Raw genomic sequence first — 25,619 nt, forward strand, 5'->3', positions numbered from 1 at the left:
CTCCGGTAAGATAATGACACCCCCGGTGCGGTTTCGACATGCCCGAACGCCTATAGCCGGGCGACATTGTGGTTTCCGACGAACGAAAGAAGGAGGAGAGATGGATCAGGATCGTGCATCCGTGTTTGATCTTGCGGCCCAGGCCGCGGCGTCCAATGGAGGGAACAACGACCTGCTGCTGCCTCCCCCCAGGTTTGTGGGTTCGCCGCAGAAGCCCAGCGCCATGCCCTACACCAAGTATGTGGCCTACAACAAGCAGGTTCCCTTTGACTATCCGCAGCGCACCTGGCCGGGCAAGACCCTGAAGCGGGCGCCTCGCTGGTGCTCGGTGGATCTTCGCGACGGCAACCAGGCCCTGGTCGACCCCATGGATTCCGAGCGCAAGCTGAGATTCTGGAATCTGCTGATCTCCATGGGTTTCAAGGAGATCGAGGTGGGCTTCCCCTCGGCCTCCGAAACCGATTACGACTTCATCCGCCTCCTGATAGAGCGCGAGCTGATCCCTGACGACGTGACCATCGTGGTCCTGACTCAGGCCCGCGAGCATCTGATCCGCCGTACCTACGAGGCCCTGCGTGGGGCCAAGCGGGCGGTGGTCCACTTCTACAACTCGGTCTCGGTCCTGCAGCGGGAGGTCGTCTTCCACAAGGACAAGGCCGGCATCAAGCAGCTGGCCACTGACGCAGCCGAGCTCTGCCGATCTCTGGAGGCCGATGCCGGGGGCACCGACCTTTCCTACGAGTATTCGCCCGAATCCTTCTCTGGCGCAGAGCCTGAGTACTCCCTGGAGGTCTGCAACGCGGTCATCGACGTGATCCGGCCTACGCCGGAGCATCCCATGATCATCAACCTGCCCAACACCGTGGAGATGACCACCCCCAATGTCTTCGCTGACGAGGTGGAGTACATATCCACCAACCTCAAGGACCGGGATGCAGTGGTGCTCTCCCTGCACCCCCACAATGACGAGGGCATGGCCGTGGCCGCCACCGAGCTCAGCCTGCTGGCCGGGGCCGACCGGGTCGAGGGCTGCCTGCTGGGCAATGGCGAACGCACCGGCAATGTCGACATTTGCACGGTGGGGCTGAACCTGCTGGTCCAGGGAATCGACCCCCAGCTGGACTTCTCCGACATGCCCGGCATCCGTCGGACGGTGGAGTACTGCAATCAGATCGCCGTCTCCGAGCGGCACCCCTATGTGGGCAACTTTGTCTTTACAGCCTTCTCCGGCTCCCACCAGGACGCGATCAAGAAGGGGCTGGATGCCCGGCAGCAGGCGGCTCTGCGCGCCAACGCCAACCCCGACGACTTCCTCTGGCTGGTGCCCTACCTGCCCATCGATCCCAAGGATGTGGGCGGCAACTACGAGGCCATCATCCGGGTCAACTCCCAATCGGGCAAGGGCGGCATGGCCTACCTGCTCAAGGCCAACCACCATCTGGATCTGCCCAAGCGCCTTCAGGTGGAGTTCGAACGACTGGTCCAGAGCTATGCCGACAGGACCAAGCGCGAGGTCAAGGATGCCGACATCTGGCGGCTCTTCAAGGACGAGTACCTGCCCGTGGAGGCCGGCGGAAGCGTGGTCGGCGGCGAGTCCATGGCCGATCAGCGCGACGAGACCCTGCAGCAGTGGGGACGCTTCAAGCTCCTGAATGTGGCAGTCACCTCCGGCGAGGACGGCTCCGACACTGTTCTCGATGCCACCCTGCTGGACCGGGGACTTGCCCCAGGCGATCCTGAGGAGCGCCGTCGTGTTCAGGGGCATGGGAACGGTCCTATTGCGGCCTTCCTGGATGCACTCAAGTCCCTGGATCAGACCGTTTCGGTTCTGGACTACGCCGAGCACGCTATGACCGCAGGCACGGATGCCCTGGCCGCCTCCTACGTGGAATGCCGGGTGGGCGAACCGGCCAGGTCCCGGGTGATCTGGGGCGTGGGCATCGATTCGTCCATCTCCACCAGCTCCCTCAAGGCCATCATCTCGGCCCTCAACCGCTTCCAGCGCGGCTAGCGGTCATAGGGGATAAAGCAACCCCAGACCAGCTAGACCAGCCTTACGGTCCGATCCGAGCGCAGCTGATTCGTCCGGATCGGACCGGTCTGTCCGGACAGCCTTACTGTTGGGATGACTCTGACCCGGAGTTGCCCTCGGTGGTTCCGCCGTTGCCGCCTTCGGCCCCGCCTCCATTGCCTGAGCCCGAGCCGCTGCCGGCTCCTGACTCCTCCTGCGGGACTATCTGCTGCTGGTTGCGCTGCTGAGGCACGTATTCATAGTTGTAGTTGCGCCTGGGCGTATAGGAGTAGCTCGGCTTATACCCGGTGCCCCAGCTGCCGTCCGGTCCGCCGATCTTGCCATGGTCCTCGGCCGCAGGGAAGCGCTCCACCGGGCTGTTGCCCAGGGCCGACTTCATATACTGGGTGAACAGCTGGACCGGATAGAACTCGTTCTGATAGACATCAGGCACCTTGAGGGCACTGCCATCCTGTCCTTGGTTCCAGACGGCGAAGGTGGTCAGCAGCGAGGGAGTGAATCCGATGAAGGAGATGGCTGTCTGGTCGTTGGCTGTACCTGTCTTGCCGGCGATGGGCCGGCCCAGGGAACGCGCGTAGGAGGCGGTGCCGTACTGAACCGTGGTGGTCATGGCCTTCTGCAGCAGGGCCACCTGGTCGGCATTGAAGACCTGGTCCGACTGGATCGCCGCGGTGTAGAGCTCCTGATCCTTGGCGTCCTTGACCTGGGCCACCAGATGCAGCAGGGGTCGCTTGCCCCCGTTGGCCAGAGTGGCGTAGCCCTGGGTCACGTCATAGACCGAAAGAGCATCCAGACCCAGGGTGTCGAAGGTGGTCGTGTCGTCGATCTTGCCGGTGATGCCGGCCGTATGTGCCAGCTGGGCCGTCTTCTGGGAGGTCACGTGCTCGCCCAGATCCATGAAGACCGTGTTGACCGAGTTGGCGAAGGCCGAGTAGAGGTTGATGTACCCGTAGCTGACCTGCCCGGCATTAGCGACGGACTTGCCTACGCTGGAGAAAGTGCGTGGAGAGTTGCCATTGAAGACCGTGTTGAGGCTGACCCCATCCTGGATGGCTCCCAACAGGGTGTAGGCCTTCATGGTCGAACCCACCTGGAAGGTGGCCTGGTCCACATTGTTGAGCTGGTGGGTCAGATAGTCGTCCCCCGCGTACAAGGAGATGATAGCGCCGGTCTTGGGGTCGACCGAGAGCCCTCCGGTCTGCAGGGTGGGTGGCTGGTGCTTGTTGCCGGTGGTTGGACTGGCCACTTGGAACATCAGATCCTGTTTGTCTTTCTGAATGGTGGTGATGATCCGGTAGCCGCCCGTGTCCAGGTCGTCTGCGGTGAAGGGGGCCTTTTTGCCGGAGGACAGCTCATTGCGCACCATGCGCAGCAGGTAGCCGTTGGGCCCCTGGTAGACGTTCTCCGGCGAGTACTTGATGGTCTGCGGCATCTGGGCGCCGACCCGGTCCTTGTGGCTGATGTAGTGGTCTTCCTCCATGATGCCCAGCACCCGGTGGAAGCGCGATTCAGCCTGCTTAGGGTTGATCGCCGGATCCCAGGAGGCCGGGGCGGGGATGATGCCGGCCAGCATGGCCGACTCGGGCATGGTCAGCTCCTTGGCGTCCTTGCCGAAGTAATTCTGGGCGGCGGCCTGGATACCGTAGGCGCCGCGGCCGAAGTAGATGGTGTTCATATAGTTGCACAGGACCGTGTCCTTATTCTCGGTCCTGGAGATCTTCAGGGAGAGGATGGCCTCGCGCAGCTTGCCCTTGTAGGAGGTGGTCTCGCCCAGATAGTAGCGCTCGGCATACTGCTGGGTGATGGTGGATCCGCCCTGCCGGGTGCCCTTGGTCACGTTGTTGAGCAAGGCCCGGCCGATGCCCTTGAGGTCGATGCCGTTGTCCTTGTAGAAGGAGCGGTTCTCCGAGGCGACGACCGCATTGCCCACGTATTTGGGAAGGACCGTGCAGTCGATGATCTGCCGGTTCTGGTCGGCGTAGGTGCCAATGGGGGTGGTGCCGTCCGCATAGTAGACTGTGGTCTTTTGCGCCAGGGCCTGCTTCTCCGGTGGGATGATCTCAGTGGTCAGGTACAGATAGGCGAAGGCCGCCGCTCCGGCGACCAGCACCAGTCCCAGCAGGGCCAGGATCCACTTGAGTACACGATGTGACTTGCGGCGCTGTCCGCGGCGGGGCCCGTTACCCCGGGGGTTCCGGTCGGCATGCCGCGAGGTGGGTCTGTCGGTGCGATTGCCGCTCCCGCGCGACCCGGACTGGGCCCTGCGGGTGGGCGAGGTCGAACTGACTGAACGAGTCTGATTGGCCATGCCAACCACGCTATCCGGCAGGGCTGAAAACTGTTCGACCTAGGGCTGAACGTTCATCATTTTCGTACGTTTGTGCCCTCCCGGGAGGTCTGTCCTGCCAGCTGGCACGCATATGAGGCTTCATGCCACCATGCAATCCATCGGGAGAAGGTATGCTTAGGTTGGAAATAACTCAGTAAATCAGAGGAGTTTGTATGAGCATCCGTGTAGCTATAGCGGGCGTGGGCAACTGCGCTTCCTCGCTGGTACAGGGAGTCGAATATTACAAGGACGCCAAGGATGATGACAAGATCCCTGGCATCATGCATGCCAACTTCGGAGGCTACCGCATTCGTGACGTGGAGTTCGTGACCGCCTTCGACGTGGATTCCCTCAAGGTCGGCAAGGACCTGAGCGAGGCCATTTTCGCCTCGCAGAACAACACCTACAAGTTCTGCGACGTTCCCAACAAGGGCGTGGAGGTCCTGCGCGGGCCGACCGGCGATGGACTGGGCGAGTACTACAGCAAGATGATCACCGAGTCGGATGCGGAGCCCGTGGATGTGGCCCAGGTTCTGCGTGACAAGAAGGTCGATGTGCTGGTCTCCTACCTGCCCGTCGGTTCTGAGCAGGCTGACAAGGCCTACGCCACCGCCGCCATCGAGGCCGGGTGCGCCTTCGTCAACTGCCTGCCTGTCTTCATCGCCTCCGACCCCGAGTGGGCCCAGAAGTTCCGCGATGCCGGCCTGCCCATCGTGGGCGACGATATCAAGAGCCAGGTGGGCGCCACCATCACGCACCGCGTCATGGCCCGCCTCTTTGAGGACCGCGGCGTGCGTCTGGACCGCACCTACCAGCTGAACGTGGGCGGCAACATGGACTTCATGAACATGCTGCAGCGCTCCCGTCTGGAGTCCAAGAAGGTTTCCAAGACCCGTGCGGTCACCTCCATCGTTCCCCACGATATGGATCCCCACAACGTCCACATCGGTCCCTCCGACTATGTGGCCTGGCTGGATGACCGCAAGCTGGCCTTCGTGCGCCTGGAGGGCACCACCTTCGGCGATGTCCCGCTGAATCTGGAGTACAAGCTGGAGGTCTGGGATTCGCCCAACTCGGCCGGCATCGTCATCGATGCCCTGCGTGCCGCCAAGATCGCCCTGGACCGCCACCTGGCCGGCCCGGTGCTGGCACCCAGCTCCTACTTCATGAAGTCCCCGGCTGTTCAGCATGAGGACAACGAGGCCCGCCAGCTGGTCGAGGATTACATCGCCGGCAAGGTCGAGGGCGACGAGAGCGCCCTGGATGCCGATGTCAAGGCCGCCAAGGAGAACGGCAAGGACGTCTGGCACGCCTGAGCCTGCAGATTCTGCCTGATTGATGTCTGGGGCGCCTCTTCCAAGGTCGCCCCGGATGCATGAATGGCAGATGCTTGGTCTGGAAAGAGGCCGGTCGCTTTTCATAGGCGGCCGGCCTCTTTGTATTCTGAACGGAACAGTGCTTTCGGATTTGCTGGCTCAACCTGGCGCCGAGTTCTTCAGTCTCAGGCTCCCTTCAAGGATTTCCTCTGAATTGCCCCTGGAAGATCGTCAGGAGTGCAATCAGGGTTTCAGTCCTTGGTGTGGCCTACCAGGGGAGCGATCCGCTTATCCCAGGCATCCAGAGCTGAATTGATGACCTGGTGCATGTCGTAGTAGGCGTAGGTGCCCAGGCGGCCGCCGAAGACCACCTTCGGCTGCTGGGCGGCCAGCTGCTTGTACTGGGTGTAGAGGGCGCGGTCGTCGCCCGTGTTGATGGGGTAGTAGGGTTCGTCGCCCTTGCCGGCGAATCGGCTGTACTCCTCCCAGACCACGGTGCGCTCATGATTCTGGCGGTCGTAGCGCTCGGGGTTGAAGTTCTTGAACTCGATGGCGCGGGTGTAGGGCACGTCAGGATCGGAGAAGTTCATGACCGGGCAGCCGAAGTGGTCGTCCTCGTCGTAGCGGCGCTCCTTGAAGTCCACGGTCCGCCACTTGAGCTCGCCCAGACGGTAGTCGAAGTAACGGTCGACCGGGCCCGTGTAGACCACGGGGACCTGCCCCACCAGAGCATCCCGGTTCCAGGGCTGGGAGTCGTCGAAGAAGTCGGTCTTCAGGCTCACCTGGATGTGTGGGTCGTCGATCATCCGCTCGAACCAGGCCGTGTAGCCGTCCTTGGGCAGGCCCTCCCAGGTGTCCTTGAAGTAGTGGTTGTCGTAGTTGAATCGCACTGGCAGCCGCTTGATGATGGAGGCGGGCAGCTGTGAGGGGTCGGTCTGCCACTGCTTGGCCGTGTAGTTTTTGATGAAGGCCTCATAGAGGGGGCGGCCGATCAGGCTGATCCCCTGATCGTTCAGGTTGCCCGGGTCGGTCCCGGCCAATTCGCCGGCCTGTTGACGAATCAAATCCCTGGCCTGCTGGGGGGTGTAGTGGGCGTGGAAGAACTGGTTGATGGTGCCCAGGTTGATGGGTAGGGGATAGACCTCGCCCTTGTGGGTGGTGTAGACCCGATGGGTGTAGTCAGTGAATTCGGTGAAGCGATTGACGTACTCCCAGACCTTGCGGTTGGAGGTGTGGAAGAGGTGTGCGCCGTACTTGTGAATTTCGGCCCCGGTCTCCTCGTCCATGTAGGAGTATGCGTTGCCGCCGATGTGATCGCGCACGTCGATGATCTGCACTCGGGCTCCACTGTGCTCGACCGCCTGCTGGGCCACGGTCAGGCCAAACAAGCCAGCGCCTACAATCACCAAATCAGCATCCATGTCAGCCATTCGTCTTCTGCCATCCATCCCTTGTCGCTGTGATGCCGGGGTGCCTATTGTCTATTGTCAGGGTCCGGCATGATCCGTGATCAACCGCTGGAGTACGGCGATCCTGTTGTTTACATGCTAGCGTACGGGCCTGGTTGGGGAAACGGCGGGCGGTGATGTCAACTGAATGCGCACCTGGCACGGAGGGTTCGGTGCCTTTTAGTGGACAAGTGGAATCTGTCTGCTATCATGGTGACTTGCTCTCACGTGGCGTTATGTCACCCAATCCCCCCAGGGCAGGAATGCAGCAAGGGTAAGTGGCCTCTGGCGGGTGCGTGGGAGTTTTCCATATCTGTCCTGCCTGGGCTGGCTGAAGTCGTGAAGGGAACGCGTCCGTCGGACGGGGTGTCGGCTGTCGACCCAGGGGTTGGTTAGAGTCTTGAGGTATGACCAACAAGCACAAGCAGGGCGAAGCGCAAGAAGCCTGGTACCGGGATCCGAATGAGCAAACCGAAGCGGACGGCAGCCATGTTGACCGGGATCCTTTGACGTCTCGCCCCCGGATTTCGGCCCTGGTTCTGTGCCTGGTCGCCGGCCTGGCCTGCCTGGGTCTGGCGGCTCTGGTCTGGTGGGCAGCTGTGTGGACTGTTCCCGGGCAGACCTATGACGACATGGCCCTGACCAACTTCCGCGGTTTCCTTGATCAGGCGCCCCTTGTCAAGGCTTATCTGGGACTGTTCGCCATGCCCTATGTGACTGTGGTGATCTGCGTGGTGCTGGGCCTTGCAGCCCTGGTGGTTGTTCTGGTCAGGCGCCGGTGGTGGCTGCTCGGCCAGGTTGCCGTGTATGCTCTGGTGGTCTACGGGGCGGCGCGTATGCTCAAGCGCTTCCTGCCTCGCCCGGTGCTGATCCATTCTCAGGCTTCCACAGCCAATTCTGCCCCCTCAGGTCACACAATCCTGGCTTTGGCGGTGGTCCTGGCTCTGCTCTGTGTGGTGCCGCGTGTTTGGAGGGCCCCGGTCGCCTTGGTGGGGTTCGCTTTTGACTTGTCTGTGGGCTGCTCGCTGGTGCAGGGAGGTTGGCATCGCCCCTCAGACGTGGTCATGGGCGTGCTTATTCCGGTCGGTCTCTGCCTTATTGCTCTGGCCGTCACTCGTGGCACCGGGATGGACGTTCCTGGAACCAGGATGTCCTCGGCTTCGATCCAGATTGTCGCTACCTTGATGCTGGTGGCAGGGTTCCTGGGGATGCTCTATGCCTGCTATGTCATTTGGCAGGTCAGCCCTGGTCTGGAGATCGGCGCTCGGTGGGCGGCCTACGGGGTTCATTGCTCGGCCGTCATACTGATGGCCTCCCTTCTGTCGCTGACCCTGGGACTGGTTCTGGCGCTGAGGCAGATTACGGCCTCGCCTCTGACCAGAATGGGCCTTGTCGGTCGGCCCCCGGCTCCTCCCCAGAATGACTGAAGTCAGTCGCTGAGCATACTGAACGTCTCTGATTCATCCACCCTGGATCCCAGGGATCCACACCCATGCACAATGACCCCTTGATTTGCATGGTGACGGAACCTCGTGAGTAAGATGGCGTGCGAAAGACCACAATATAAGGAGAGGCCATGGCATCCGGCAATAAGCTCGTCATTGTTGAGTCGCCAACCAAGGCAAAGAAGATCGGCGGGTACCTGGGCAAGGGCTACACGGTCATGGCCTCGGTGGGCCATATCCGCGACCTGGCCCAGCCATCGCAGGTCCCGGCCTCCCAGAAAAAGGCCTACGGCAAGTTCGGCGTGGACGTGAACGATGGCTTCAAGCCCTACTACATCGTGGACGACAAGAAGAAGCACACGGTGTCCGAGCTCAAGAAGGCGCTGAAGAACGCCGACGAGCTCTACCTGGCCACTGATGAGGATCGGGAGGGGGAGGCCATCGCCTGGCATCTGGTGCAGACCCTCAAACCCAAGGTGCCGGTAAAGCGCATGGTCTTTCATGAGATCACCCCAGAGGCCATCAAGGATTCGCTCAAGCACACCAGGGACGTGGATGCCCACATGGTGGATGCCCAGGAGACCCGCAGGGTTCTGGATCGGCTCTATGGCTATGAACTTTCACCGGTGCTCTGGCGCAAGGTGGGTCCGGGGCTGAGCGCCGGGCGTGTCCAGTCTGTGGCGACTCGGCTGATTGTGGAGCGCGAGCGTGAGCGCATGGCCTTCGTCAAGGCCTCCTACTGGGATCTGCTAGCGCATCTGGTGCAGGAGGATGCTGGGGAATCGTCATCGTCGGGCGGTTTTCAGGCGCGGATGATCGGTCTGGGGGATCAGCGGCTGGCGGTCTCCAAGGACTTCACCTCCAAGGGTCAGCCGACGCAGGCTGCAGCCAAGGAGCAGGTCCTGCAGCTGGATGAGCAGCACGCCCGAAGCCTGGCTGAGACGCTGAAAAATCAGGACTTCACGGTGACGGGTATGGAGACCAAGCCCTACCGGCGGCGCCCCCAGCCCCCCTTCACCACGTCGACCCTGCAGCAGACGGCAGGCAACCGGCTGGGCATGAGTTCCCGGGCCACCATGCGCGCTGCCCAGGGGCTCTATGAGAACGGGTTCATCACCTATATGCGTACCGATTCGGTCACCCTCTCCCAGGAGGCCATTGCCGCTGCTCGCAAGGGGGTCGAACGCGAGTACGGGGCCGAGTACCTGTCGGCTGAGTCCAAGCAGTATGTGACTAAGACCGCCGGCGCCCAGGAGGCCCACGAATGCATCCGGCCCGCCGGTTCCACCTTCCATAGGCCCCAGGAGCTGGCCGACCGTCTGGCCCCTGACCAGCTCAAGCTCTACACCCTGATCTGGCGTCGCACCCTGGCCTCGCAGATGGCCGACGCCACCGGGTCCACCGCCACCATCCGCCTGTCGGCTTCGACGGGCAAGGAGGGCACAGCCCTCTTCCAGGCTTCAGGTACCGTCATCAAGTTCCCTGGCTTCCTTAAGGCCATGGGTTCAGGCCCTGAACAAACCGATGAGGATTCATCTCTGCCTCCGGTCCAGAAGGGCGACGTGCTTCGTGCTGCTGCCCTTGAGCCTGAGGGCCATGAGACACAGCCGCCGGCCCGTTACACCGAGGCCTCCCTGGTCAAGACCCTGGAGGCCAAGGAGATCGGCAGGCCTTCCACCTATGCCAGCATCATCTCGACCATCATCGATCGCGGATACGTCTACGAGCGCGGTCGTGCCCTGATCCCCTCCTGGCTGGCCTTTTCGGTAGTCAGATTGCTGGAGACCAATTTCCCCAAGTATGTGGACTACCAGTTCACGGCGCAGATGGAGAACGGCCTGGACATGATCGCCCATGGCAAGGAGCGGGGCAAGGACTGGCTGACCCGGTTCTACTTCGGCTCTGGCCCGGGCGCCGCTCAGAACGCTGACCAGGCTCATCAGGGCTTGCAGGAGCAGGTGGCCCAGTTGGGAGACATCGACGCTCGCAAGATCAACACCATCGAGATAGGCGATGGCCTGCAGGTGAGGGTCGGCCGCTACGGCCCCTATCTTGAGGATACGGCTGACCTGGATGCCGACGGCAATCCCAAGCGCGCCTCGTTGCCACCGACGATGGCTCCGGACGAGCTGACGGTGGCAGCGGGCCATGAGCTGATCGCAGCCAATGCTGGCGGTCCCCGTCAGCTTGGCAAGGATCCGGAGACCGGCGGTCGGGTTGAGGTGCGCAAGGGTCGATTCGGGCCCTATGTGGCCCTGATCAGCCCAGAAGAGGAAGCGGCCGAAGAGAAGAAGCCGACTGGTAAAACTGCACGGACGGCCAAGCGAACAGGTCCTAAGCCCAAGATGGCTTCGCTCTTCAAAACCATGGATCCAGACACGGTCACCCTGGAGGATGCCCTGAAGCTGCTCAGCCTGCCCAGGACAGTGGGCAGCATCGAGCTGACCGATGCCAAGACGGGAGCAACCAGCCAGGCCACCGTCACAGCCAGCAACGGTCGCTATGGCCCCTACCTGACGGCCACCAAAGCCGACGGCGGCACCGAAACGCGTTCGCTGACCGACGAGGATCAGATTTTCACCATTGACCAGTCCGGGGCCAAGGCCCTCTTCGACCAGCCCAAGTACGGACGGCGTTCCCGGAGCGCGGCCAAGCCTCCTCTTCGTGAGCTGGGTACGGACCCTGACAGCGGCAGACCCGTCACCATCAAGGACGGATTCTACGGTGTCTATATCACCGACGGGCAGACCAACAGGACCCTGCCCAAGCAGTACACGGCCCAGTCCATCGAACCGGAGGTGGCCTTCCGCCTGCTGGCAGAGAAGCGCGCGGCCGGACCCGCCAAGCGGCGTGGCAGAACCACTCGCAAGTCGACCGCACGAAAGGCGACTGCCCGCAAGTCGGCTACTCGCGCCCGCAAAACCACAAAGAAGGCCAAGGCCGCCAAGACTTCCAAGAGTACGGAGCATCAGGCATGAGTGATGGTTTGTTCATTTCCTTCGAAGGTGTGGATGGGGCAGGCAAAACCACCCAGGTTCAACGAGCACACGACTATCTGCAGGAGTGCGGACTGCGATCCCAAGTCACCCGCGAACCAGGCGGCACTCCCGTCGGATTGACCATTCGGGAACTCGTTCTGCATGGCTTGGCTGCTTTCCCCTCGGTTGCCGTGACCGGTGGCACTGATGTGGTTGATGCCTCCGACGATCTGGCCCCCAGGACCGAGGCCCTGCTCTATGCAGCGGATCGGGCCGAGCATGTGGCCCAGGTGGTGCGTCCGGCTCTGGATCGCGGAGACATTGTGCTCTGCGACCGCTACCTGGATTCCTCAGTGGCCTATCAGGCCGGAGGCCGTGATCTGTCGGCGGACGTGATTCGTCGGCTGAGCCTGTGGGCCAGTCAGGGTTTGTTGCCCAAGCGCACCTACCTGCTGGATGCGGATCCGTCTCAGTCAAAGTCGCGTCTGGATCATGAACCCGATCGGCTGGAGTCGGCTGGCGACGACTTCCAGCAGCATGTGCGTCAGGCATTCCTGCAACTGGCTCAGAGGGAGCCTGACCGGTTCCTGGTTATCGACGCCACCCAGTCCATCGACCGGGTCTGGCAGGTCATCCAAGATGATTTGGACAAGCTGATTGAGGGCCGCGAGCCTGATCTGCCGCAGGTCGACGATGAGAATGATGACGCTGACGCTGACGCTCAGGACGATGCCGACGATGACGAATCGACTGCAGGATATGAGGACGACGGGCAGGATGCCGAGTCGGACTGGACTGAGGCTGCGGATAGGTCCGATCAGGCATCGGAGGCTGATGACGACCTGCAGGGTCAACTTGATGATGAGCAGGACGATCAGTCCATGGATGCGGAAACAGTCGGCGGTGATGCTGACGACGATTCGATTCCTGTGGATTCCCCGGCTCGCTGGCTGCTCCGGTCCCGCCTCCTGCGGAAGACCCGATGAGCGTCTGGGATGCCATTGTGGGCCAGCAGCCCACGGTCGATCTGCTCAAGCGGACGGTGGCCGCTCAGGCGCAGGGTCATGACGAGGTGGCGCAGTCCTGGCTGATCTGCGGCCCTCCTGGATCAGGACGCTCCAATCTGGCCCGGGCTTTCGCGGCGGCCCTGATCAGTCCGGATCAGGGCCTGAGCGACCAACCCACCCGCGTCACTCAGCAGGTCCTGGCAGGAACCCATCCGGATGTGACCATACTGTCCACCAATAAGGTCACTATCGGCATCAACGAGGTCAGGGAGCTGATCATGACCTCGGAGCAGATGCCTTCAACCTCGCGTTGGCGGGTCATCATCATTGAAGACGTGGACCGGATGCTGGAGCGGACCACCAATGTGCTGCTCAAGGAGATCGAGGAGCCGGCTGAGCACACTATCTGGCTCCTATGTGCACCCAGCGCCCAGGATGTGCTGCCCACCATCCGTTCACGGACCAGGGTGCTCAACCTGGCGGTGCCGTCCAACACCGCTGTGGCCGATTTCCTGACCGATCAGGTGGGCGTGGACCGGCCTCTGGCCGCCAAGGCCGCCCGTTTGGCTCAGGGACATATCGGCATCGCTCGTCTCTATGCCACCAAGGATCAGGTTCTGGCCGACCGTGATGAGCTGGTGGTAGGTCTGCTGGGTCTGCGGCGCGCCTCGGATGCCGTGGTCCTGGCTGGTCGGGTGGTCGACGCGGCCCGCGATCAGGCCACCGCCACCGTAGACGACGAGGTGGCCAGGGACGAGCGGGAGTTTCGGCAGATCAACGGACTCAGGGACAAGGAGCGTATTCCCCGGCAGCTGCGCGGGGCCTACCATGCCTTGGGGGGCAAGGATCAGGTCCGTCGGCGTGTCACTAGGCTGACCCGGGATGTGCTGGACCGCAACCTGAGTACCCTGGCCAGCGTCTACCGGGATGTGGGCGTCTTGCAGAACGGCGCCGAGGAGAAGGCCGGCTTGGTCAATCTGGAGAATCGGGCGGCAATTGCCGATCTGTCCGTCAGACTTTCCAGGCAGGGGGCTATCGATCGCATTCAGCTGATCGCCCGGGCTCGCAGGAGACTGGCTGCCAACGGTTCGCCGCTCTTGGACTTCGAGGCTCTTTTCTGTACCCTGCTGGTCTGAGCGCAAACCCAAGGGTTCGTCAGGCGAAAGTGCCTGGCGAGGTCATGTTGCTGCTGCCGATCCTTGGCGACCAGGTCGATTCCCTGCACTCCAGTGCCGGCGGCAGAGCCACATGGGATGGCAGAATGGACTGTCCCTTGGCGTCGACCAACCGCAGAGCCTCCTGGACGATGCCCTCCAGGGGAGTCTTGACTGCGGTCAAGGTCGGACTGCTGACCAGGCAGGCAGGGCTGTCCACGAAGGCGGCCACCTTGATTTGGTCGGGAACCTGGAAGCCCAGTTGGTTGCAGGCCATTAGAGCGCCCAGAGCCAGCGAGTCGTCCCCGCAGATAATGGCATCGGGATGGTCGTTTCCCGCGCTGAGCATGGTTGCGACGGCATCGTGGCCGCGTTGCATGCTGCATGGGCCGAACTGGACCCAATCCGGCTGAGGAGTCATCCCCAAGGTGTTGGTCAGGGTGGAGAAGGTCGTGAAGAGCTCGGAGGCAGCGCTGGTGCTCAGTTCACGGCTCAGATAGGCCACGGCATGCGCGTTCTGTTCGGCCAGGTGGGCAATGATCAGCCGCATGGAGGCGGCCTGGTCCATGCCGACCCAGCTGGTGTGGTAGGAGACCGGTCTGCCGCCGACCTGGACGATGGGCAGCTCGGATGGCAGGTCAGCCGGCATGCCGACCGGATCGTCGTCCGGCGAAGGAACGACGATGATTCCTTCGACCTGTCGGGCCGCCATTGATCTGATGGCCGCCTCGCGCTCCTGGTCGCCCCTGACGGATATGACCAGCAGGTAGCGACCCTGTTCGGTCAGCCTTCTGCTGAGCAGATCCAGAATGGATCCGTCTAGCCCCGCGGAGGTGCCGCACAGAACCAGCCCTACGGTTCTGCTGCGGTCCGAGCGGAGTGCGCTGGCAGCAAAGTTGGCCGAATAGTTGAGCTTCTCGGCCGCGGTTCTAACCCTGCGGCTGATGTCGTCATTCTTGCTTCTATGGCCGGAAAGGACGCGGGACACAGTCGCCGTGGAAACTCCGGCCAGAGCTGCGACGTTGGCAATGGAAGGCTTATTGTCCGCCGTGTGTCCCATTGGTTCCCTCGAAGATCTCTCCGCGGATGTCGGTTGCAGCTGGCGGCGGGGTTACTCGGCCTGGGTCAGCTTGGTGACCAAGGAATCGGCCACAAACTCGGCCTCGTCGCCATCGACGGTCACAGTGACCTTGTCGCCCTTGGCGATGCCCAGGCTCATGACCATCAGAATGCTGCCGGCGTCCACGGGATCGCCCTCGCCCTTGGCTATGGTGACCTTGCATCCGCTGGATGCGGCGGCCTGCGAGAACTCCGAAGCGGGCCTGGCGTGAATGCCTACCGGGTCGGTGATGACGGTGGAACGTTGTGCTGTTGCCATGATTACCAGCTCTCCTGAAGATATGGCCGGTTCTGTCGAACCGGCATGTCGAGTGATGAATACGCTGGTTATCTTACCACCGTCAACAAGGAATTACAGAAAACGATTACCGTTGAAAAACAAATGGATTTGTGTATACTGAACATCGTTGCTTAAAGAACGTTTCCACCGCCGTTGTGGAGCTTGCCTCAAGGGCGGCCTGCACGCAGTGGCCAGGCACTAAGGAGTGCGACATGGAGATCCAAGGCGTGGGCATTGGCCGCGGCGTTGCCGTTGGCCCGGTTATCCATATGGCGGCCGGACTGGATGTGCCCGGTGATGAGGCGAGGCCTGAGAATCTGACGGCGGATGCTGAATTCAGCAGGGTCGAATCCGCCCTGGCATCGGTCAACAGGGATCTGCTTGCGCGCGCCAAGGCCGCCCAGGATGGGCAGGGGGCCAAGGATGCTGCTCCGATTCTGACCGCCTTGGCCCAGATGGCCCAGGACCCGGCCCTGAAGACCTCGATCCGATCCCTGCTGGATGGTGGCAAGACCGCCGAGCGATCCGTTTATGAGGCTTTTGCCGACTTCGAGGGGAAGCTCCAGGCCATCGGCGGCTACATGGGGGAGCGTGCCAACGATCTGCATGATGTAGGCCAGCGTGTCATCGCCCATCTGCTCGGTGTCCCGGCCCCGGGCGTGCCGGAAAGCGACAAGCCATTCGTCCTGGTCGCCCCTGACCTGTCTCCGGCCGACACCTCCAGCTTGGACATGACCAAGGTGCTGGCCATTGTCACCATCGAGGGCGGTCCGACCAGCCATACCGCTATCCTGGCCCGGTCCAGGGGGATCGTCGCCGTCGTGGGCGCTCAGGACGCAGCCGGGCTGTCCGACGGACAGACGGTCATCGTCGATGCAGCTGCCGGCAAGGTGACTGCCGATCCCAACCAGGAACAGATCGAGAAGGCTGAGCAGGCCCGACGCGAAGCGGATCAGGCCAAGGCTTTGCGAGGCCGCCCTGGTCAGCTCAAGGATGGAACCAGGATCCCCCTCCTGGCCAATGTCGGCAAGCCCGCGGATGCTGATCCGGCCTTGGAGTATGGCGCCGAAGGGGTTGGACTCTTCCGCTCGGAGTTCCTCTTCCTTGGCAACGAGCAGGCTCCCGGCGTCGAGGAGCAGGCCAAGGCCTACCGTGCTCTTCTTGAACGCTTCCCTGGCCGCAAGGTGGTCATCCGCCTGCTGGATGCCGGCGCCGACAAGCCTCTGCCTTTCCTGACCCAGGCCGACGAGCCCAATCCTGCCCTGGGGCTGCGTGGTCTGCGCACGCTGAAGGTCCACAGCCAGGTCCTGGAGGATCAGCTGGAGGCCTTGGCCCGGGCCGATGCCGAGACCAATGCTGACCTGTGGGTCATGGCGCCCATGGTCGCTGACGAGCACGAGGCTGACTACTTCGTCCGTCTGGGCAAGAGCAAGGGGCTCAAGCGCGTGGGCGTCATGGCCGAAGTTCCTTCGATTGCACTGATGGCCGACAAGGTGGCCAAGGTGGCCGATTTCGTCAGCATCGGCACCAACGACCTGACCCAGTACACGTTGGCCGCCGACCGCACATTGGGCTCGGTCGCTTCCTATCAGACCGCCTGGCATCCTGCCGTCCTCAGGGCCATCAAGCTCATCGCTGATGCCGGTCAGGCCAACAACATGCCTGTCGGAGTCTGCGGCGAGGCTGCTGCCGATCCGGACCTGGCCGTAGTTTTGGCCGGCATCGGCGTGACCAGCCTGTCCATGACTCCGGTCGCCCTGGATGATGTCCGCGCCGAACTGGCCAAGCACACCATGGACGAGGCCAAGGCGCTGGCCGCCAGGGCTCTGGACGGGGAGTTCTACCATCCCCAAGGGTGGTGAGCAGTCGGCCGGATCCACGCGAATCCACCGGATCTGGTGCAATCAAGCAAGTCAAACAGCACGAGCAAGGAGCAGACATGACGGATTTCCAAGCCTTCCTTCCCGACACATCCTTCGCCCTGGATGTGCCGGCGGCTGACTGGCGGGACGCCATCCGCAAGGCGGGCGACAGGCTGGTGGCCTCCGGGTTCACCACCGATGCCTACACGGACCAGATGATCGAGACCGTCGAGAAGATGGGACCCTACATCGTCATCGCCCCCGGTCTGGCTCTGGCCCATTCCCGGCCCAGCGAGGCGGTACTGGGAACCGGCCTGAGCTGGGTAAGGCTGTCCACGCCTGTCGAGTTCGGCAACAAGGCCAATGATCCGGTCTCCCTGGTGATCGGTCTGGCCGGACGGGATGAGCAGGAGCACCTGCAGGTGATGTCCGCCATCGCCGGTGCGCTGACCGACGCGAAGAAGACCGAGCAGCTGGCCAAGGCCGGCACCCCTGACGAGGTCCGCGCCATTCTTCAATCGTGAACAAGATGCAGTAAGAGCAAACAAGAAACAAAGGAGCAACTCATGGATATTCTCTGCGTATGCGGCAACGGCATCGGCACCTCGGTCCTGCTCAAGGTCAACGTCGAGCAGGTGGCATCGGAGCTGGGCATGGACGTGACCGTGACCACCTCCGACGCGGGCAGCGCCAAGGGCACGGCCAACATGAACGACCTGGTGCTGACCTCGCCCCAGCTGGCGCCCGAGCTGGAGGGGACCACCACCCCGGTCGAGACCGTCCAGAACTTCATGGACAAGGACGAGATCAAGGGCATCCTGGAGCAGTACGCCGACTGATGCGTCCGGCGGGCATTCGTCATCGCCAGGCCGATGGGACGCCCGCTCTTTCGCGGTAAGAACAAGAGAGAAATAGTAAGGACAAACAATGAATGTCTTCCTTGCGGTGCTGAACTTCATCAGCCAGGAGATTCTGAATGTGCCCGCCTATCTGATTGGCATCGTGGCGGCCATCGGCCTGATCGCCCTGAAACGGAGCGCAGGCCAGGTCATCTCGGGTGCCCTCAAGGCGGCCATGGGCTATCTGATCCTGGGCGCCGGCGCCACCGTGGTGACCAACGCCCTGGATCCCTTCGGCAAGCTGGTCTTCAAGGCTACTGGCGCCCACGGGGTCGTCCCCACCAACGAGGTGATCGTGGCCCAGGCCTCCAGCCAGTTCGGCGCAGCCTCCGCCTATATCATCGTGCTCAGCTTCATCGTCATGATCCTGCTGGCACGGTTCACCCCGCTCAAGTACGTCTTCCTGACCGGCCACCATATGGTCTTCATGTCCACCCTGCTGGCCCTGGTCCTTTCGATCGGGTTCGGCAAGGGCAACAACCTGCTCATCGTGCTGATCGGCTCCCTGCTCATGGGCGTGATCATGGTGGCCATGCCCGCCTTCGCCCAGCCATACATGAACCGGGTGACCGGCAGCGACAAGCTGTCCATCGGCCACTTCAACACCTTGGGCTACGTGGTCTCGGGCGCGGTCGGCAGCGCTGTGGGCAAGAAGTCGCGTTCCACCGAGGACATCGACTTCCCCAAGGGGCTGAGCTTCCTGCGTGACTCCATGGTCTCCACCACCCTGCTCATGGTCGTCCTCTACCTGGTCTTCGCTGTCTGGACCGCCTTTGTGGTGCCGGCCAAGGCCGCTTTCGCCGTCTTTCCGTCACACCCGGCCAACTGGGGGGCCTTCTTCATGGCCGCCTTCGCCCAGGCCTTGCAGTTCGGCATCGGCGTGAGCATCATCCTCTACGGCGTTCGCATCATCTTGGGCGAGCTGGTGCCCGCCTTCCAGGGCATCGCCAACAAGGTGGTCCCCGGCGCCCGTCCTGCTCTGGATATCCCCATTGTCTTCCCCTACGGTGCCAACGCATCCCTGATCGGCTTCCTGGCCTCCTTCGCCGGTGGTCTGGTGGCCCTGGTCATCATCGCCGTCTGGCTCGGGCCCGTCTGGGGTCTGGCCCTGATCCTGCCGGGCATGGTGCCCCACTTCTTCGATGGCGGCGGTGCCGGTGTCTTCGGCAATGCGACGGGCGGCCGCATCGGCGCTGTGGTCGGCGGCTTCATCAATGGTCTGCTGATCACCTTCCTGCCGGCCATCCTGATGACGGTTCTGGGCAGCTTCGGTCTGTCCAACGCCACCTTCGGCGATGCCGACTTCGCCTGGTACGGCACCGTGGTCGGCAAGCTGGCCCAGCTGGGTATCCCTGCCGGGGCCGTGGTCCTGGTGGTCCTGGCCGTGGTCATCTTCGCCCTGGCCTGGATCTGGCAGGTCAAGGTGGTCAACACCGGATGGATGCCTGCCGCCAAGCATGCTGAGTTCATCGCTGATGTCGAGGCTAAAGAGAAGGAGGCCAAGGCTCAGGCTCGTGCAGCCGCCAAGGCCGCCCGCGCCGAGGCCAAGGCCGCCAAGGCAGCAAAAGCCGAATAGGCATGTGCAAGCGCGCCCTATAGGCGCCAGGAGAAAGGTCCTGCTGATTCCTTTCTCCGCCCCAACTCAGAGTCGCCCGTTTCCTTTCTACGTGGAGGGAAACGGGCGACTCTTGCATTTTGACCCAGCGCGATGGGCTTTATTGCTCCAAGCGTCTTTAACGGATGAACTTGACCCCGTCACTGGAGCGGGCGAGAATCGAACCATGAGGATTATCACAGATTTCGGCACCATTCCCGATCGGTACGCCAAGCGTGCCCCGCAGTCCCTTACGCGCAAGGGACGTCCTGTCGTCTCCTTCCCCTTCCGGCTTGAGGATGTACCCCAGGAGGCCCGTTACCTGCATTGCATGCTGGTGGATCCTGATTCCGTGCCGGTCTGCGGCTTCCCTTGGATCCACTGGTCCCTGGCCAATCTGCCTGTTGACGCTCTGGCTGCCCTGCAGTCTGATGAGGCTGACAGCTCTGTGCTGGCCATTCCCGAGGACTTCTCCAGAAACCTGCCCAATCTGATTCCCGGTGTGCCTCAGGGCCGGACTTCGGCCGCCTCGCCGCTGGTCATGGAGGAGGAGATCGCCGACGATCCCGCCGTGCTCATGCGCTACAACGGCCCCACCCCTCCAGACCAGGTTCATGACTATGTGCTGTCGGTCTGGGCCACGAAGGAAGCTCTGCCGAATCTGGAGGAGGGATTCTGGCTGAACGCCCTGGTCCATGCCGTTCATTCCGCCCAGCCTGTAGCCGCTGCAGCTCGGGTTTGGCTGCCAGCCGATGCATGAGAATTTGATTTAGCGCACATCCCCTGATATTGGGACCGATATTGGGGCGGTCTGGCACTAGAGTGAGGCCATGCCCCAAGTGCGCAGACGGCCGTCATCCCTGCCTGCCCACGCAGTCGGTTGGAACGGCATCCTCCGGCGTCCGGACTGGTGATGACAGTTGACCGCAATCAGACAAAGGAAGACGCTTATATGCCCTGCACCACGCTTCTGATAGGCAAGCACGCCAGTTATGACGGATCCACCATCATCGCCCGAAATGAGGATTCAGCCAACGGGGAGTTCCGTCCCAAGCGCTTCGTCCTGGTCGCTCCCGACCAGCAGCCACGGCACTACCGCAGCGTGATCAGCCACTTGGAGATGGATCTGCCCGAGGACCCCATGCGCTACACCTCGGTGCCCAATGCTGTGCTCGATCAAGGGTTGTGGGCCGAAGCGGGCGTCAACAGTGCCAACGTGGCCATGTCAGCCACCGAGACCATCACCACCAATGAGCGTGTTCTGGGCGCCGATCCGCTAGTGGAGCTCACCCCCGCCCAGGGCCGTCCGGGGGAGGAGGGCTACCTGGCCGAGGTGCCCGGGGGCATCGGCGAGGAGGACCTGGTCACCATCGTCCTGCCCTATATCCGCTCGGCCCGGGAGGGTGTCCTGCGGCTGGGTTCCCTTCTTGAGCGCTACGGCACCTATGAGATGAATGGCATTGCCTTCAGCGACGTGGACGAGATCTGGTGGATGGAGACCATAGGCGGCCATCACTGGATCGCCAAGCGGGTGCCCGATGACTCTTATGTGACCATGCCCAACCAGCTGGGCATTGACGAATTCGATCTGGACGACGCCTTCGGGGAGCAGACCGATCACCTTTGCTCGGCCGACCTGCGGGAGTTCATCGCCGACAACCACCTGAACCTTGCCGTGGAGTCGGCCTCGCCCTTCAATCCGCGTGATGCCTTCGGATCCCATAGCGATTCGGATCATGTCTACAACACGCCTCGGGCCTGGTATATGCAGCGCTTCCTCAACCCCTATGACGAGATCTGGGATGGACCGGATGCTGATCATGCCCCCACCAGCGACAACATTCCCTGGTGCCGCCAGCCCGAGCGGCTGATTACCGTGGAGGATGTCAAGTATCTGCTCAGCTCCCACTACCAGGGCACGCCCTACGATCCCTATGGGCGGACCGGCAACGAGCACACCAAGGGGCTCTACCGGCCCATCGGCATCAACCGCAATGACCAGCTGGCCCTGATCCAGCTGCGCCCCTACCGGCCTGAATCCTGCCGGGCCATCCAGTGGATGTCCTATGGGTCCAACGCCTTCAATGCCCTGGTTCCCTTCTATGCCAATGTGGATCGGACGCCCGACTATCTGGCCAACGCCACTGACCGGGTCTCCACGGACAGCCTCTACTGGTCCGACCGGCTGATCGCCGCCCTGTGCGATTCCGAATTCGCCGGCACCTCGGCGGCTGTCGAGCGTTACCAGCAGAGCGTGGGCGGCGAGGGCCACTGGCTGATTGCCGCCGCTGACGAGCAGGTGGCACGGCTGGAAGGCGCCGACCAGGGCACCGACAACGCCGAGGTGCGCCAGGTGTTGGAGGCCGCCAACCAGGACATGGCCGACCGTCTGCGCAAGGAGACCGATGACCTGCTTGGCCAGGTGCTCTACACGGTCAGCATGGGCATGCGCAACGGCTACCACCTGTCCGACAACTGAGCCATCCGATTTGCAAAAACCATTAAGGAGGAGAGCCTCATGAGCGGTTTCGACGATTATGTCAGGCCATACGGCTTGTTTGACAAGATCGATGCCTTCGGCTACTTGAAGGATTTGCGGGAGCATCCGGATATGCCGCGCAAGCAGGGCCGGGTGCTGTTGGTGACCGCCGACACCCCGCTCAAGGCCTCGCGAGGAGAGGGCAAGACCACAACCACCATCGCCCTGATCGACGCTCTGCGCGCCCGAGGGGTGGATGCTGCGGCCGTCCTGCGTCAGCCCAGCATGGGCATCACCGCAGCCGGGTCCAAGGGTGGCGCCTCCGGTGGCGGCAAGTCCTCCCTGACGCATCCTGAGCTGGTGGACTGGGGTCTGTGCGGGGAGATGGCGGCTATCGAATCCGCACAGAACCTCTTGGTCTCCTTCGCGGAGAAGGCTGTGGACGAGGGCCGGCTGGACACCGTCCTGGTGCCCCGGGTCAGCGAGGTGCCTTCGCGGTCCTTGCGGCAGATCACCGTGGACCGAGGCAAGGGCGATCTGCCCGAGCGGACCGTGCTGACGCCAACCTGCGAGCTCATGCAGATCGTCGTGCTCTCCCGGAGCATGGAGGAGATCGAGCGGCGTGTGGCAGGCATGGTCGCGGGGACCTTGGACGGTCGCCCAGTCACCTTTGGTGAGTTTGTGGACCTGTGGCGGATCACCGGCATTCTGACCGATGCGGTCAAGCCTGCCTTCACTCAGACCCTGGAGGGTTCACCGGTCTATGTGCATGGCGGGCCTTTCGCCAACGTCTCCATCGGCATCCCCAGCCTGGTGTCCGTGGAGATGGCCTGCGCCAGACATGATGTGGTCGTCGTCGAGGCGGGCTACGGAGCTGATGCCGGTGCCCAGAAGTGGCTGGACATCGCCGCCCGCGAGTACGGGGCCCAATGGCCGGCCGCCGCCGTGGTCGTCACCCGTGCCACCACCTGGCGGGACGATCCCAGGCTGAGCTGGCGCTACCCCTTCCATGTGCATCGTTTGGAGGGATTGGGCATCCCCACCTTCCCGCTGATCAACCTCTGGGAGGGCGAGGACGATCAGGTGGATTCCTTGCGGGAGACGGCCGACGGTCTGGGCTTCCGCAGGCCCATCGCAGGCAACCTCTTCCGTGACGGGGGCAAGGCCCTTGAGCCTCAGCTGGATGATCTGGTCAAGGCCCTGCAGGAGCCTGCGAAGGCCCAGGCGGATACAGCCAGCCTGCATGATATGTCCGTGCCGGATCGGATTCGCTGGATCGCTCAGAGCGCCTACGGCGTGCCGGCTGATCGGGTCATTGAGCGTGAGGGCTTCCAGGACAGCCTTCAGGCGGCCTCCGACCTTTGCAATAAGGCAGGCATCTCCCTCGAGGATCTGGTGGTGGTGGCGGTCAAGTCGCCGGCTACCATGACCGACGACGACCGGGCCGACCAGGACAAGCGCACAGTCACCCTGAAGAAGGTCGAGGCCCATACAGGGGCCGGTCTCCTGCAGGTGAACCTGACCACTTCCCTGACCACGCCCATGCCCAAGATCGTCTAAGCAAACTATGTATGGATTCGGCAGACCTGTGACGCGCCGTGTTGCGGGTCTGCAGAAACCGTGTATAGTATCTACTTGGCTCTTGAAAGTGTCCTGCCCCTATAGCTCAGTTGGCTAGAGCAGCTGACTCTTAATCAGCGTGTCCGGGGTTCGAGCCCCCGTGGGGGCACAGAGTCAAAGCCCTGCAGCCGCAAAGGCTGCGGGGCTTTTCCATTGCTCGGGGAATTCGCCTGAAACACGGTTTTGTGTAACATCTGTGTGACAAAAGTCCTTGTCAAAAAGCTCTGGCGCAACATTCCGTGCCTGCTTGGCATGGAAGCCACAAAAACAGCGTTCGTGCATTCCTGACCGGCAGAAAAGCATGCGAATCTTGTGCTTACGAATCAAGCGGACAGATGTATGAGCGGGCGGGAGCTGCTTCAAAAACTGCCGAGAGCGCGAAATCCGTCTGGGACATGGATAACCGTGCGTGGTTCTCAATGCGTCATAATCAGCAGTGGCTGGAATAGAATATGCATGCCGGTTTAAGTGCAGTCGTGTTGATGGTGACACGCGGTTGGGGCTGGCGCTTTATCGGATTTCACTGAATCACTTGAATCAACGGAGATCATAAGCGCTTCTCGGCCTAGTGCCATCACCTGTTTTTATTGAATGATGCTCATGCCTTGGCCCTTATATGACCGGTTGGGGAAAGTGGCGCCACGGCGGCATCGAGAGAGGGGTGAAGGATTGAATGGAATATTCGCTCATGACCAAGTTGGCCGCTGAATGTGTCGGCACCGCCATATTGATGATCTTCGGGAACGGCGCGGTCGCCGACGTGGATCTGGAGGGCACCAAGGGCCACCATTCCGGCTGGCTCACTATTGCCATGGGGTATGGCTTCGGAGTCATGTTTCCCGTGCTCATGTTTGGCGGGGTATCCGGAGCCCACATCAACCCGGCCATGACTCTGGGACAAGCCGTCATCGGCATCTTTCCCTGGAGCCAGGTTCTGCCATATATTCTGGCGCAGCTGGTCGGGGCGGCCTTGGGCCAGTTGGTGGTCTATGCCTGCTACTTCCCGCACTACCGCATGACCAAAGACCCCTCGCCGATCTTGGGCACCTTCTGCACCACTGACGCCTCGGGCTCGTTGGTCAACTACTTCATCAATGAGTTTTTTGGCACGCTGGTGTTGGTTCTGGGAGCCCTCTGCTGTCTGCAAGGCCCATGGGGGTCTAGGGGGTTGGCTGCCGCCTCCATCGTTGTCGGCTTGATCGTCTGGGGGCTGGTCACCTCTCTGGGCGGTCCAACCGGCCCCGGTTTGAACCCCGCACGTGATCTGGTGCCGCGCTTCCTTCATTGGATTCTGCCCGTGCCCAACAAGGGAGATTCGCGCTGGAGGGAGGCTTGGATCCCAGTGGTGGCGCCCATCATCGGTGCCATCGTCGGAGCCGTGATTTTCAAGGTCCTCTTCGCCGCCTGATCAACAGGAAGCCAAGGTCCCGGGCTCCTTCTCGGAGGCCCGGGAACCGGCGTCTGAACACGCAAGCATAGACATCATATTGTCATGTTGTTATAATGTTTGCGGAATTCGAGGTTGAAGATTCCGTGGGGAGGCATCCACCCTCCCGCGAACGTTCGCTACGAAGCGGATGGACTTCATTGTATGCGAGGAGGCAAATTGCTGGACGAGTATTTCCCGGAAGGCACCGTCATGTACAGGGACGGCGTGGCCGATTGGGAGGAAGCAGTGGATGTGGTCACCGCTCCGCTGGTTGACTTGGGAAGGATCAAGCTCTCTTATGTCGAGGCCATCAAGGCTTCGATACGCAAACCAGGCGGCACCTACATTGATCTGGGTCAAGGCATCGCCATGGCCCACGCCAGGCCGGAGGCAGGCGTTGTGACCACTTCCCTGTCGGTGCTGAAGGTCGGCAGGCCCTTTTTGCTGGCCGATTCACAGGATCACCCGATCAGCACGTTCTTCTGCCTGGCCGCGCAGGACTCGAACAGCCATTTGAGCCTGATGCAATCGTTGGCGACCTTCCTGAGTGACGGCACCAATCAGGAACGGCTGGGCAAGGCCGCGAACGTTGAGGAATTGAGGACGATCCTCAAGGAAGAAAGGTAAT

Annotated in this window: 18 protein-coding genes, 1 tRNA gene, 1 other RNA gene and 1 pseudogene; 17 read left to right on the forward strand and 4 right to left on the reverse strand. The window is 62.2% G+C overall.

Annotated elements, in window-relative coordinates:
- Positions 1-100 precede the first annotated feature (100 nt).
- Positions 101-2,011 carry a 2-isopropylmalate synthase gene (leuA, locus tag FPK30_RS00935; RefSeq protein WP_144084930.1) on the forward strand — a complete coding sequence of 637 codons (1,911 nt, stop codon included), beginning with the start codon at positions 101-103 and terminating at the stop codon, positions 2,009-2,011.
- A 103-nt stretch (positions 2,012-2,114) separates the two neighbouring features.
- Here the strand turns inward: leuA and FPK30_RS00940 are convergent, their stop codons facing one another.
- The gene (locus FPK30_RS00940; protein WP_144084931.1) at positions 2,115-4,340 is read right to left on the reverse strand and encodes a transglycosylase domain-containing protein; all 2,226 of its coding nucleotides are present in this window, start codon (positions 4,338-4,340) and stop codon (positions 2,115-2,117) included.
- 194 nt (positions 4,341-4,534) lie between these two features.
- Here FPK30_RS00940 and FPK30_RS00945 point away from each other — a divergent pair, with 194 nt between their 5' ends.
- On the forward strand, positions 4,535-5,677 hold the full coding sequence (locus tag FPK30_RS00945; RefSeq protein WP_024626959.1) for an inositol-3-phosphate synthase: 1,143 nt from the start codon (positions 4,535-4,537) through the stop codon (positions 5,675-5,677).
- A 251-nt stretch (positions 5,678-5,928) separates the two neighbouring features.
- On the opposite strand, the gene glf is transcribed toward FPK30_RS00945, so the two are convergent.
- Positions 5,929-7,107, reverse strand: a complete 1,179-nt coding sequence (glf, locus tag FPK30_RS00950; RefSeq protein WP_144084932.1) for a UDP-galactopyranose mutase — start codon at positions 7,105-7,107, stop codon at positions 5,929-5,931.
- A 236-nt stretch (positions 7,108-7,343) separates the two neighbouring features.
- Between glf and ffs the strand changes: the two genes are divergently transcribed.
- The 5 genes and pseudogenes from ffs to FPK30_RS00975 all read left to right on the forward strand — a co-directional run bounded on the left by ffs (position 7,344) and on the right by FPK30_RS00975 (position 13,691).
- Positions 7,344-7,434, forward strand: an RNA gene (ffs, locus tag FPK30_RS00955) — signal recognition particle sRNA small type.
- 98 nt (positions 7,435-7,532) lie between these two features.
- Positions 7,533-8,552, forward strand: coding sequence for a phosphatase PAP2 family protein (locus tag FPK30_RS00960; protein WP_144084933.1), 1,020 nt, complete (start codon positions 7,533-7,535; stop codon positions 8,550-8,552).
- Positions 8,553-8,701: 149 nt separating this feature from the next.
- Positions 8,702-11,548 (forward strand): type I DNA topoisomerase, encoded by a 2,847-nt coding sequence (topA, locus tag FPK30_RS00965; protein ID WP_144084934.1) that lies wholly within the window; start codon positions 8,702-8,704, stop codon positions 11,546-11,548.
- Positions 11,545-12,198, forward strand: a pseudogene (gene tmk, locus FPK30_RS00970) (dTMP kinase); the annotation flags it as partial. The gene topA and the pseudogene tmk, both read left to right, overlap by 4 nt.
- Before the next feature lie 332 nt (positions 12,199-12,530).
- Positions 12,531-13,691, forward strand: coding sequence for a DNA polymerase III subunit delta' (locus tag FPK30_RS00975; protein ID WP_045924934.1), 1,161 nt, complete (start codon positions 12,531-12,533; stop codon positions 13,689-13,691).
- Positions 13,692-13,710: 19 nt separating this feature from the next.
- Here the strand turns inward: FPK30_RS00975 and FPK30_RS00980 are convergent, their stop codons facing one another.
- Entirely contained in the window at positions 13,711-14,769 is a 1,059-nt protein-coding gene (locus FPK30_RS00980) for a LacI family DNA-binding transcriptional regulator (protein WP_144084936.1), read from the reverse strand.
- A 51-nt stretch (positions 14,770-14,820) separates the two neighbouring features.
- Positions 14,821-15,087, reverse strand: coding sequence for an HPr family phosphocarrier protein (locus FPK30_RS00985; protein WP_144084937.1), 267 nt, complete (start codon positions 15,085-15,087; stop codon positions 14,821-14,823).
- A gap of 233 nt (positions 15,088-15,320) precedes the next feature.
- On the opposite strand from FPK30_RS00985, the gene ptsP reads away from it, so the two are divergent.
- From ptsP to FPK30_RS01035, 10 genes are all read left to right on the forward strand, one after another.
- Positions 15,321-16,970 (forward strand): phosphoenolpyruvate--protein phosphotransferase, encoded by a 1,650-nt coding sequence (gene ptsP, locus FPK30_RS00990; protein ID WP_144084938.1) that lies wholly within the window; start codon positions 15,321-15,323, stop codon positions 16,968-16,970.
- 77 nt (positions 16,971-17,047) lie between these two features.
- Entirely contained in the window at positions 17,048-17,494 is a 447-nt protein-coding gene (locus tag FPK30_RS00995) for a PTS sugar transporter subunit IIA (RefSeq protein WP_144084939.1), read from the forward strand.
- A 42-nt stretch (positions 17,495-17,536) separates the two neighbouring features.
- Complete coding sequence (locus tag FPK30_RS01000; protein WP_024626949.1) at positions 17,537-17,809, forward strand: PTS sugar transporter subunit IIB; 273 nt, start codon at positions 17,537-17,539, stop codon at positions 17,807-17,809.
- 88 nt (positions 17,810-17,897) lie between these two features.
- On the forward strand, positions 17,898-19,445 hold the full coding sequence (locus FPK30_RS01005) for a PTS ascorbate transporter subunit IIC (RefSeq protein ID WP_144084940.1): 1,548 nt from the start codon (positions 17,898-17,900) through the stop codon (positions 19,443-19,445).
- A 205-nt stretch (positions 19,446-19,650) separates the two neighbouring features.
- Complete coding sequence (locus FPK30_RS01010) at positions 19,651-20,223, forward strand: YbhB/YbcL family Raf kinase inhibitor-like protein (RefSeq protein WP_144084941.1); 573 nt, start codon at positions 19,651-19,653, stop codon at positions 20,221-20,223.
- A gap of 192 nt (positions 20,224-20,415) precedes the next feature.
- Positions 20,416-21,942: a C69 family dipeptidase gene (locus tag FPK30_RS01015; RefSeq protein WP_144084942.1), complete on the forward strand. Its 1,527-nt coding sequence runs from the start codon at positions 20,416-20,418 to the stop codon at positions 21,940-21,942.
- Positions 21,943-21,981: 39 nt separating this feature from the next.
- A complete protein-coding gene (locus tag FPK30_RS01020; RefSeq protein ID WP_144084943.1) occupies positions 21,982-23,502 on the forward strand; it encodes a formate--tetrahydrofolate ligase in 1,521 nt (506 codons plus the stop codon).
- A gap of 95 nt (positions 23,503-23,597) precedes the next feature.
- Positions 23,598-23,671, forward strand: a tRNA-Lys gene (locus FPK30_RS01025).
- A 564-nt stretch (positions 23,672-24,235) separates the two neighbouring features.
- Entirely contained in the window at positions 24,236-24,970 is a 735-nt protein-coding gene (locus tag FPK30_RS01030) for an MIP/aquaporin family protein (protein WP_144084944.1), read from the forward strand.
- A 198-nt stretch (positions 24,971-25,168) separates the two neighbouring features.
- On the forward strand, positions 25,169-25,618 hold the full coding sequence (locus FPK30_RS01035; protein ID WP_232341845.1) for a PTS sugar transporter subunit IIA: 450 nt from the start codon (positions 25,169-25,171) through the stop codon (positions 25,616-25,618).
- Position 25,619: the final 1 nt, after the last annotated feature.

Origin of the sequence: Bifidobacterium apousia, assembly GCF_007559275.1 — a bacterium.
Taxonomy (GTDB): Bacteria; Actinomycetota; Actinomycetes; order Actinomycetales; family Bifidobacteriaceae; genus Bombiscardovia; species Bombiscardovia apousia.

Coding starts and splice junctions, on each gene's coding strand:
- glf (WP_144084932.1), bottom strand. CDS start 7,107: ATGGCTGACATGGATGCTGATTTGGTGATTGTAGGCGCTGGCTTGTTT.
- FPK30_RS00995 (WP_144084939.1), top strand. CDS start 17,048: ATGACGGATTTCCAAGCCTTCCTTCCCGACACATCCTTCGCCCTGGAT.
- FPK30_RS00945 (WP_024626959.1), top strand. CDS start 4,535: ATGAGCATCCGTGTAGCTATAGCGGGCGTGGGCAACTGCGCTTCCTCG.
- FPK30_RS01010 (WP_144084941.1), top strand. CDS start 19,651: ATGAGGATTATCACAGATTTCGGCACCATTCCCGATCGGTACGCCAAG.
- topA (WP_144084934.1), top strand. CDS start 8,702: ATGGCATCCGGCAATAAGCTCGTCATTGTTGAGTCGCCAACCAAGGCA.
- FPK30_RS00985 (WP_144084937.1), bottom strand. CDS start 15,087: ATGGCAACAGCACAACGTTCCACCGTCATCACCGACCCGGTAGGCATT.
- FPK30_RS01030 (WP_144084944.1), top strand. CDS start 24,236: ATGGAATATTCGCTCATGACCAAGTTGGCCGCTGAATGTGTCGGCACC.
- FPK30_RS01005 (WP_144084940.1), top strand. CDS start 17,898: ATGAATGTCTTCCTTGCGGTGCTGAACTTCATCAGCCAGGAGATTCTG.
- ptsP (WP_144084938.1), top strand. CDS start 15,321: ATGGAGATCCAAGGCGTGGGCATTGGCCGCGGCGTTGCCGTTGGCCCG.
- FPK30_RS00980 (WP_144084936.1), bottom strand. CDS start 14,769: ATGGGACACACGGCGGACAATAAGCCTTCCATTGCCAACGTCGCAGCT.
- FPK30_RS00975 (WP_045924934.1), top strand. CDS start 12,531: ATGAGCGTCTGGGATGCCATTGTGGGCCAGCAGCCCACGGTCGATCTG.
- leuA (WP_144084930.1), top strand. CDS start 101: ATGGATCAGGATCGTGCATCCGTGTTTGATCTTGCGGCCCAGGCCGCG.
- FPK30_RS01015 (WP_144084942.1), top strand. CDS start 20,416: ATGCCCTGCACCACGCTTCTGATAGGCAAGCACGCCAGTTATGACGGA.
- FPK30_RS01020 (WP_144084943.1), top strand. CDS start 21,982: ATGAGCGGTTTCGACGATTATGTCAGGCCATACGGCTTGTTTGACAAG.
- FPK30_RS00960 (WP_144084933.1), top strand. CDS start 7,533: ATGACCAACAAGCACAAGCAGGGCGAAGCGCAAGAAGCCTGGTACCGG.
- FPK30_RS00940 (WP_144084931.1), bottom strand. CDS start 4,340: ATGGCCAATCAGACTCGTTCAGTCAGTTCGACCTCGCCCACCCGCAGG.
- FPK30_RS01000 (WP_024626949.1), top strand. CDS start 17,537: ATGGATATTCTCTGCGTATGCGGCAACGGCATCGGCACCTCGGTCCTG.